Consider the following 7738-nt stretch of genomic DNA (forward strand, 5'->3'; position numbering starts at 1 on the left):
AATTGTTGCATATCCCAAACATTGCGAGGAGGTAAAACCGGATCGCGAGATTGGAACTTCCAGCTAATCTGAAATAGTTTATTCATTAACTGCCAAAAAGGTTCGCTACCGGGAAATTGTTTCTGTCTTTCTTTTCTCCATTTTTCGCGATCGCGCCAAACATTAATCGGTTCTTTTTCTCCCGGTAAAAACACCGCACAAGCCGGATCGCAATAGGTTGCTTTCGGTAATTCTACCCCCAATTCTGTAAAAATGCGATGATGAATTCCTCCCGCTTCTAACCCCGCAACTTGAGTCGCCCCCACATCAAAAATAAAGCCTTTTCTTTTAAAAGTAGATGCACATCCTCCCGGTACAATAGCTTGGTCAAAAACCCGCACTTGATAGCCTTGACGGGCGAGTAATGCCCCTGTAGTGAGTCCCCCAATTCCTCCACCGATGACAATAACCCGACGCGAAAGAGTAGTATTTTTATAAATTTCGGTCACGATTTTTGATGTAAAATTTTGTGAAATTTAGTTGACATTTTAGCATTTCTCATATAGAAATCGTGATTTTTTTACGAAAATACGAAAAGTACGAAAAGGGAAGTTATTCATAATGGTAGCAAAATCGCGATCGCAAATCGTCATTATAAAGTTATTATGAGCGCGTAGTGGTATTGAGGCGATCGATCTCAACCCATTCATGTCGATAGAACTCACATGAGTCAAGAACAAGTATGAGCGAGCGAAATTATCCTTCTCTTATCCCGACAATTGCTTTAGTAGGTGTTTTATTTCTCGTTGGGATTATCCTGCGATTCACTTCCGGACAGGTTTACTGGTCGGGATTTTTTGCCATGATGCTTTTTTATGGCCTGATGTTCTATATTGGCTCTGCTGCCAGCCGTTTTGGAAGTACTAAAAAGTCCGAAGATTTAATGCTGGCGGGCAGGAATATGCCCTTGTGGATTGGTATATTTACCATGAGTGCCACATGGATTGGAGGAGGCTATATTAATGGTACCGCCGAAGCTACCAGTGCTTTTGGTTTGGCTTGGGTACAACCTCCTTGGTGTTATGCTTTGAGCTTATTTGTGGGAGGCATATTTTTTGCACGCAAAATGCGCCGCTACGAGTTTACAACCCTGCTCGATCCGCTAGAAATGCGCTACGGTAAAAAAATGGCTGCCCTTCTTTTTCTGCCAGCTTTAAGTGCAGAAGTTTTTTGGAGTGCCGCGATTTTAACGGCATTAGGCACTACATTTGGAACAGTGCTGGGACTCAATTCTTCTACTGCTATTATCATTTCTGGTGCGGTTTCTATTGCTTATACCACCTTGGGAGGACTATGGGCAGTTGCCTTAACTGATGTTCTGCAACTCATTTTATTATTTGTGGGTTTGTTAATAGTCATTCCTTTCGCACTTCCCAATGTGGGAGGATGGGACGTAGCCTGGGCAACTTATCAGGAAAATCAAGGCATTTTAAGTAATCTTCTCCCACCCATTGATGCTTGGAGATATCCAGAATGGGGAAACTCTTATTGGCAATGGTGGGACACAGCTTTATTGATGATTTTTGGGGGAATTCCTTGGCAAGTTTATTTCCAACGGGTATTAGCGGCAAAAAATGAAAATACTGCCATGTGGTTATCCATTGTGGCAGGATTTGTGAGCATTGCGGCGGCTATTCCCGCGATCGCGATCGGGGTGATGGGAAATGTCGCATCTTGGACGGATTTTGGGGTCGATCCCCCCGCAGAAGCGGCTTTAATTTTGCCTTATGTGGTTCGCTATTTAACTAATCCCATTGTTGCTACAATTGCCCTAGGCGCGATCGCGGCTGCAGTAATGTCTTCTGTAGATTCTGCTTTGCTTTCTTCTTCTTCTTTGTTTGCTTGGAATGTTTATCGTCCTCTGATTAAACCCCAAGCCGAATCGCGAGAGATAGCAACAGTAATAAAATGGGGTCTTTGGGGCATTGGCATCGCGGCGATCTTGATGGCATTAACGGTGAAGAGTATTTACGTGCTGTGGTATTTATGCTCGGATTTTGTCTATACGATTCTGTTCCCTCAATTTGTGACAGCTTTGTTTGATAAAAAAGCCAATACTTATGGTGCGATCGCCGGATTTGTCGTCTCATTCATCCTTCGTTTTGGGGGAGGAGAACCTGCTTTACACATTCCTCGCTTATTGCCTTATCCTATGATAGATGATGCAGGAGTGGTGTTATTTCCCTTCAAAACCCTAGCAATGCTCTGTGGATTAATCACCATTATTATTGTTTCGAGGGTAACTCAAAAACAGTGTCCTAGCAAACCTTTACAGCCTGCTAATACAACAATTTCTGAACTTGAAACTGAAGAAATCAAATCTTAGCAATTGAGCTTAACCTGAGCTAGACACAATGGTAAAATAGAGAGGAGAAAAATATCTCCTCCTCTCGTTTTTTTATGGATTTCAGATATGAATTTATATTTAATTGGTAGTGAATTATTTTTAGTAGGATGTATCTTTTTTATGATAGACTCTCTAATTGCTGTTCGCAAAAAGATATCTTTTCGTTCTTTACTCTATTTATCAGGTTGTGTTTGCTTTACTGCCGGCTGTATAGTATTTGTAATTGATGGACTTCAGCAGATGGGCTAAATTGAAGGGGGTGCATCTCAGTTTTGCAAAATTCCCGGCACATCTTCATATAAGGAGGCGATCGCGCCACTAAAATTCACGCTGGCTAACTCAATTTCTTGTCCTTCTGTATAAGCATATAATTCCCAACGTCCTTGAGAATTGCGTCGATAACATTCAACACTGATGCGATCTTGACGAATTAAAACATATTCTTGTAGACTCTCCAAAGTTCGATAATCGGCAAATTTTTCCCCGCGATCGAATCCTTCTGTACTGGGAGAAAGAACTTCAATGATTAAAACAGGAAAGCGAATACAATCTTCTAAAGAACGGGTATCTCGTTCATCGCAGGAGATGGAAACATCAGGATAATAATACGAATTAGTTGTCTCGATTCGCACTTTGGTATCGGAAATAAAAGCTATACATCCCGAACCGCGCACGTGATTTCTTAAAAGAGCAAAGATATTGCCCGCAATAATAACATGGGAATTTTTAGCACCAACCATTGCATAAACTTCTCCATCGCGATATTCGTGTTTAATCGGGCTGACTCTTTCTCCGGCTAAATAATCTTCGGGAGAAATATAGAGGCAATCTTGACTTGCGATCATGGCTTTATTTTCCTTCAAAACATTGCTTTCTGACATTAAGTAAAGATGTGAAAATGCGATCGCCGATCGAGGAAAGCGATCGCACTATAATTTTTTCTTAAATTTTCCCGAATTATCCAGCCCCCAACCAACCCCCCGCCAAAACCACTGTTAAACTCATAAAAATAATACTTAGCATCCAGGTGACGCGGTTGAGGGTGAGTTCAGCACTTTTCGTACTGGTGAAAAGTTGTGCTTGTCCACCAATACCGCCAATTCCATCTCCTTTGGGGGAATGCAGCAAGACGAGGATAATTAAAAATAGGGCAGATAGCGCCCAAACAAGTTGAACGATTTGAACAATATTCATGCAGAAACTCTATACTCTATAATTTGTTTACAATGAGAACATTTTAGTCGAGAAAGAACAAGTTGTGGTTGTTAAGCCGGAATGGTTACGAGTCAAAGCCCCTCAATGGCAGCGCGTAGGTAGCGTCAAAGAGATTTTACGAGATTTAGCGCTCAATACGGTGTGCGAGGAGGCATCTTGTCCCAATATTGGGGAATGTTTTCATGCAGGGACAGCGACTTTTTTAATTATGGGTCCCGCTTGTACTCGCGCTTGTCCCTATTGTGATATTGATTTTGAGAAGAAACCCCAGGCACTCGATCCCACGGAACCGCTACGATTAGCCGAGGCAGTGCATCGTTTAAACTTGAATCATGTTGTGATTACTTCAGTAAATCGGGACGATCTCCCAGATGAAGGTTCAAGCCAATTTAAGCGCTGTATTGAAGAAATTCGCATCCTAAGCCCTAAAACTACAATTGAGGTGCTTATTCCCGATTTATGCGGCAATTGGGAGGCTTTAAAGGTCATCCTGGATGCTCAACCCGAAGTTTTAAACCATAATACAGAAACGATTCCTCGCTTGTATCGTCGAGTGCGCCCTCAAGGGGATTATCGGCGATCGCTTGAACTTCTGCAACGCAGTCGAGAAATTGCCCCTTGGGTTTATACCAAGTCGGGGATTATGGTGGGACTAGGAGAAACCGATGCAGAAGTGCGAGAAACAATGCAAGATTTACGGGAAGTTGATTGCGATATTCTCACTATAGGACAATATTTACAACCTTCTCAGAAACATTTAGGAGTGAAGGAATTTGTTACTCCTCAGCACTTTGATGCGTGGCGAGAATATGGGGAGGCGATCGGGTTTCTACAAGTAGTTTCTTCTCCCTTAACTCGAAGTTCTTATCATGCGGAGGAAGTTCGTAAACTGATGGAGAAATATCCGAGAGAAAAAGAATAGAAAACAATCATAGAAAATAGGCGATCGCGCTCCTTGCCAAAATGTTATACTAAGCTATTTAGAATTTCATGCTAATTTAAGATGGCAATGAGGGTGGAATATTTGGATCGACAATATCTTTAACGAAATAATTATTCTGGACGCATTCGGTAAGTAACTCAGCAATGAGAAAATCATCGGTATTATGATAAAGACCACAATGAGGTAATCCTTCTTCTTTGTAGGAAATTATTTCAGAAAGTTCTTCAAGAATATATTCTTTGGATTGTTCTATATTTAGAACAGCAAAAGAACCATTAGATTTACAGTTAAACCTTATTTTTTTTTCCATATAATTACGAACTTCTGCTATATTTTCTTTTTCAGTTTGCTTTTGAAAAAATTCAAGCCTATAGACAGACAAATATTGTTCACCTTTTCTTTTTTCAAAAGCTGATTTATCAGGTACTCCATTCTCTAAACTTGAAGGTTTACAATAGCGTGCAACATTTCCACTTTCAATTTCACTCTCTGTCATTTTTTTATTGCTGATGAAGTTTGATCTTTAAACTCTCAAGATAGTCAATCATATCTATAACATACATTGAACCATTCAAGATAATTCGCTTATTGATGTACGAACTCGGTTTAAAGATAACATAATCTACAAAATAATTTTCCTGAAATCGCAAAGAAACTGAATTTTTTTTGTCTTTTCTCCATGTCAAATAGAAAATACCAGTTTCACTGAGTGTTAAGCTACTCGGCTTGGTGATACTCTCCAGAGAACCGATAAATAAAAACATCGTTTTAAGCGATTCTAAAGATAGTCCATCATCTTCTTCTAGATCGCACAATTCTTTTAGTTCGCGAATGCGTTTGGAAAAATAGTCATCTTTCAGCTTAATAAAATCAAGTCCATAGTTTAGTATTTCTTCAAAAGTCAAAAATTTACCCAGTCTATCTTGATCTAATTTTTTTCTTTTTTTCTTGTAGCTATCCAAGAAAATTAGCGGGCTATTTTTATAATTGAAGTTTTGTTCTTTGATTGCAGATAAATTATTATCAACAACATCTAATTTTAGTTTACTGGAAGATTTAATTTCTTCAAGAAGATAAGGCTTTTCTTCTTGAAAAAGATTATATTTCTTGTAACTATTTTTATTACTCTGAGTTGTTGATTTCATTTTGTTCCTCCATTAGCTGTTCGATTTCCTCTGAAATTGGTATTACGTGATTTGTATTTTCTTCAAATCTTTTTAGTGCTTCGCTTAAATCATTGCAAAAAGATTTTGCAGTAATATGAGAAGTGTTAATAATTACTTCTGGTTTTCCATTGCGTCTTAATAAAATTAAAACATCATTTTTAGACACTCCAAGACCAAACCCATTGAAATAAATATTATTTATTTCATCAGATTTTAAGATTTCAAGTATATTATTTTCTGTATCTTCTTTTTCTGGCTTCATGATTGTATCTGTGTAGTGAATCGTTTGTTTGTAAAATGAGTTAAGAGAATAGAAAGTTAACGCTATTAACTCGTTGACATTTATTATACTGTAAAATTATGAACTAATCAACCTTTCCTAAAATCGGCTCAAATCAAAAAAACTCTGTCTTCAGAGAGCAAGAAGACAGAGCCAAAAAATCAAAAGAGTTAAGAGAAATTACAATTGAGGAACGAACTGTTCTTTTTCAGGAATTGTTGCATATTCCGCTACAATTTGCCGGAATTCTTCCCCGTCAATTGTTTCTTTTTCAATCAATAAATCGACCAAGCGATCGATAACTATGCGATGATCGCGAATAATTTGACGTGCCATTTCGTGACCCTTTTCAGCCAGAATTCGGACTTCGCGATCGATCTTCGTGGCAATTTCTTCGGAATACTCCGATCGCGTCATCAAACTACTTCCTAAGAATACTTCCCCAGATTGCTCTTCTAAGGATAAAGGACCGAGATCGCTCATACCGAAGCGCGTTACCATTTGTCGCGCCATCCCTGTCACCTGTTGCAAGTCGCCACCAGCACCCGTTGTTACTTCTGCATGACCGAAGACCTCTTCTTCTGCTGCACGTCCCCCCATAGCCCCAGCAATGCGCGCCATGAGTTGCGATCGCGTGGTGAGTCCTTGTTCCTCATTGGGGGTAAACCAGGTCAGTCCTTGCGCCTGTCCGCGAGGAATTAGAGTGACTTTTTGAACTGGGTCGTGGTCTTTAATTAAAGTCCCGACGATGGCGTGACCGACTTCGTGATAAGCGATAAGGCGCTTACTCTTACTATCTACCAAGGGCGTGCCTTCCATCCCTGCAATGACGCGATCGACGGCATCATCAATTTCCAACATGGTGACGCATTCTTTGCGCCGTCGTGCGGTTAAAATGGCTGCCTCGTTGAGCAAATTAGCTAAGTCTGCACCGCTAAAACCAGGGGTACGACGGGCGATGGTTTCCAGGGAAACCGAGGAGTCAATCTTTTTGTTGCGGGCGTGAACTTCTAAGATTTTTAGGCGGCCTTTGATGTCTGGCGCGTCTACAATGGCTTGGCGATCGAAGCGACCGGGACGCAATAAGGCCGAGTCGAGAACATCGGGGCGGTTGGTGGCGGCGATAATAATAATCCCCGTATTGCCTTCAAAACCGTCCATTTCCGTGAGAAGTTGGTTCAGGGTTTGTTCTCGTTCGTCATTTCCACCGCCGATCCCGGCACCGCGTTGGCGACCTACCGCGTCGATCTCATCGATGAAGATGATGCAGGGGCTGTTCTGCTTGGCCTGCTCGAACAGGTCGCGCACCCGCGAGGCGCCGACGCCGACGAACATCTCGACGAAGTCGGAGCCCGAGATCGAGAAGAACGGTGCACCGGCCTCACCGGCGACGGCTCGGGCCAGCAGGGTCTTGCCGGTGCCGGGCGGGCCGACCAGCAGGACGCCCTTGGGGATCTTGGCGCCGATGGCCTGGAACTTGGCCGGGTTCTGGAGGAACTCCTTGATCTCGTGGAGCTCCTCGACGGCCTCGTCGCAGCCGGCCACGTCGTCGAAGGTGACCGTGGGCTGGTCCTTGTTCCACTGCTTGGCCTTGGCCTTGCCGAACTGCATGACCCGGCTGCCCCCGCCCTGCATGGCGTTGAGGAAGAACAGGAACAGGCCGAACAGCAGCAGCAGGGGCAGGATGCTGAACAGCAGCGAGATCCAGACGGACTCCTGCTGCTGGTCCACCTCGATCTCGATGGCCG

At 42.3% G+C, this 7738-nt stretch carries 9 protein-coding genes; 2 read left to right on the forward strand and 7 right to left on the reverse strand.

Features of this window, described 5'->3' with window-relative positions:
- Positions 1-491: FAD-dependent oxidoreductase (locus VB714_RS13815; RefSeq protein WP_416309683.1), on the reverse strand; the 491-nt coding region annotated here is incomplete at its 3' end.
- Positions 492-721: 230 nt separating this feature from the next.
- Between VB714_RS13815 and VB714_RS13820 the strand changes: the two genes are divergently transcribed.
- Positions 722-2365, forward strand: a complete 1644-nt coding sequence (locus VB714_RS13820; RefSeq protein ID WP_323225096.1) for a sodium:solute symporter family protein — start codon at positions 722-724, stop codon at positions 2363-2365.
- 287 nt (positions 2366-2652) lie between these two features.
- Here the strand turns inward: VB714_RS13820 and VB714_RS13825 are convergent, their stop codons facing one another.
- Positions 2653-3231 (reverse strand): Uma2 family endonuclease, encoded by a 579-nt coding sequence (locus tag VB714_RS13825; protein ID WP_416309684.1) that lies wholly within the window; start codon positions 3229-3231, stop codon positions 2653-2655.
- Between the two features lie 112 nt (positions 3232-3343).
- Entirely contained in the window at positions 3344-3580 is a 237-nt protein-coding gene (secG, locus tag VB714_RS13830) for a preprotein translocase subunit SecG (protein WP_323225098.1), read from the reverse strand.
- A 40-nt stretch (positions 3581-3620) separates the two neighbouring features.
- Here secG and lipA point away from each other — a divergent pair, with 40 nt between their 5' ends.
- Positions 3621-4523, forward strand: coding sequence for a lipoyl synthase (lipA, locus tag VB714_RS13835; RefSeq protein ID WP_323225105.1), 903 nt, complete (start codon positions 3621-3623; stop codon positions 4521-4523).
- A gap of 76 nt (positions 4524-4599) precedes the next feature.
- Here the strand turns inward: lipA and VB714_RS13840 are convergent, their stop codons facing one another.
- The 4 genes from VB714_RS13840 to ftsH all read right to left on the reverse strand — a co-directional run.
- Positions 4600-5040: a hypothetical protein gene (locus VB714_RS13840; RefSeq protein ID WP_323225100.1), complete on the reverse strand. Its 441-nt coding sequence runs from the start codon at positions 5038-5040 to the stop codon at positions 4600-4602.
- 4 nt (positions 5041-5044) lie between these two features.
- Complete coding sequence (locus tag VB714_RS13845) at positions 5045-5689, reverse strand: hypothetical protein (protein WP_323225101.1); 645 nt, start codon at positions 5687-5689, stop codon at positions 5045-5047.
- On the reverse strand, positions 5667-5972 hold the full coding sequence (locus VB714_RS13850) for a hypothetical protein (protein ID WP_323225103.1): 306 nt from the start codon (positions 5970-5972) through the stop codon (positions 5667-5669). The genes VB714_RS13845 and VB714_RS13850 overlap by 23 nt, the downstream gene beginning before the upstream one ends.
- Before the next feature lie 198 nt (positions 5973-6170).
- Positions 6171-7738: ATP-dependent zinc metalloprotease FtsH (ftsH, locus tag VB714_RS13855; RefSeq protein WP_416309682.1), on the reverse strand; the 1568-nt coding region annotated here is incomplete at its 5' end.

It is taken from the genome of Spirulina sp. 06S082 (genome assembly GCF_034932145.1).
Taxonomy (GTDB): Bacteria; Cyanobacteriota; Cyanobacteriia; order Cyanobacteriales; family Spirulinaceae; genus CCY15215.

Excerpts from the sequence above, each read along its gene's own strand:
- VB714_RS13820 (WP_323225096.1), top strand. The coding sequence starts at position 722 with ATGAGCGAGCGAAATTATCCTTCTCTTATCCCGACAATTGCTTTAGTA.
- VB714_RS13825 (WP_416309684.1), bottom strand. The coding sequence starts at position 3,231 with ATGATCGCAAGTCAAGATTGCCTCTATATTTCTCCCGAAGATTATTTA.
- secG (WP_323225098.1), bottom strand. The coding sequence starts at position 3,580 with ATGAATATTGTTCAAATCGTTCAACTTGTTTGGGCGCTATCTGCCCTA.
- VB714_RS13840 (WP_323225100.1), bottom strand. The coding sequence starts at position 5,040 with ATGACAGAGAGTGAAATTGAAAGTGGAAATGTTGCACGCTATTGTAAA.
- VB714_RS13845 (WP_323225101.1), bottom strand. The coding sequence starts at position 5,689 with ATGAAATCAACAACTCAGAGTAATAAAAATAGTTACAAGAAATATAAT.
- VB714_RS13850 (WP_323225103.1), bottom strand. The coding sequence starts at position 5,972 with ATGAAGCCAGAAAAAGAAGATACAGAAAATAATATACTTGAAATCTTA.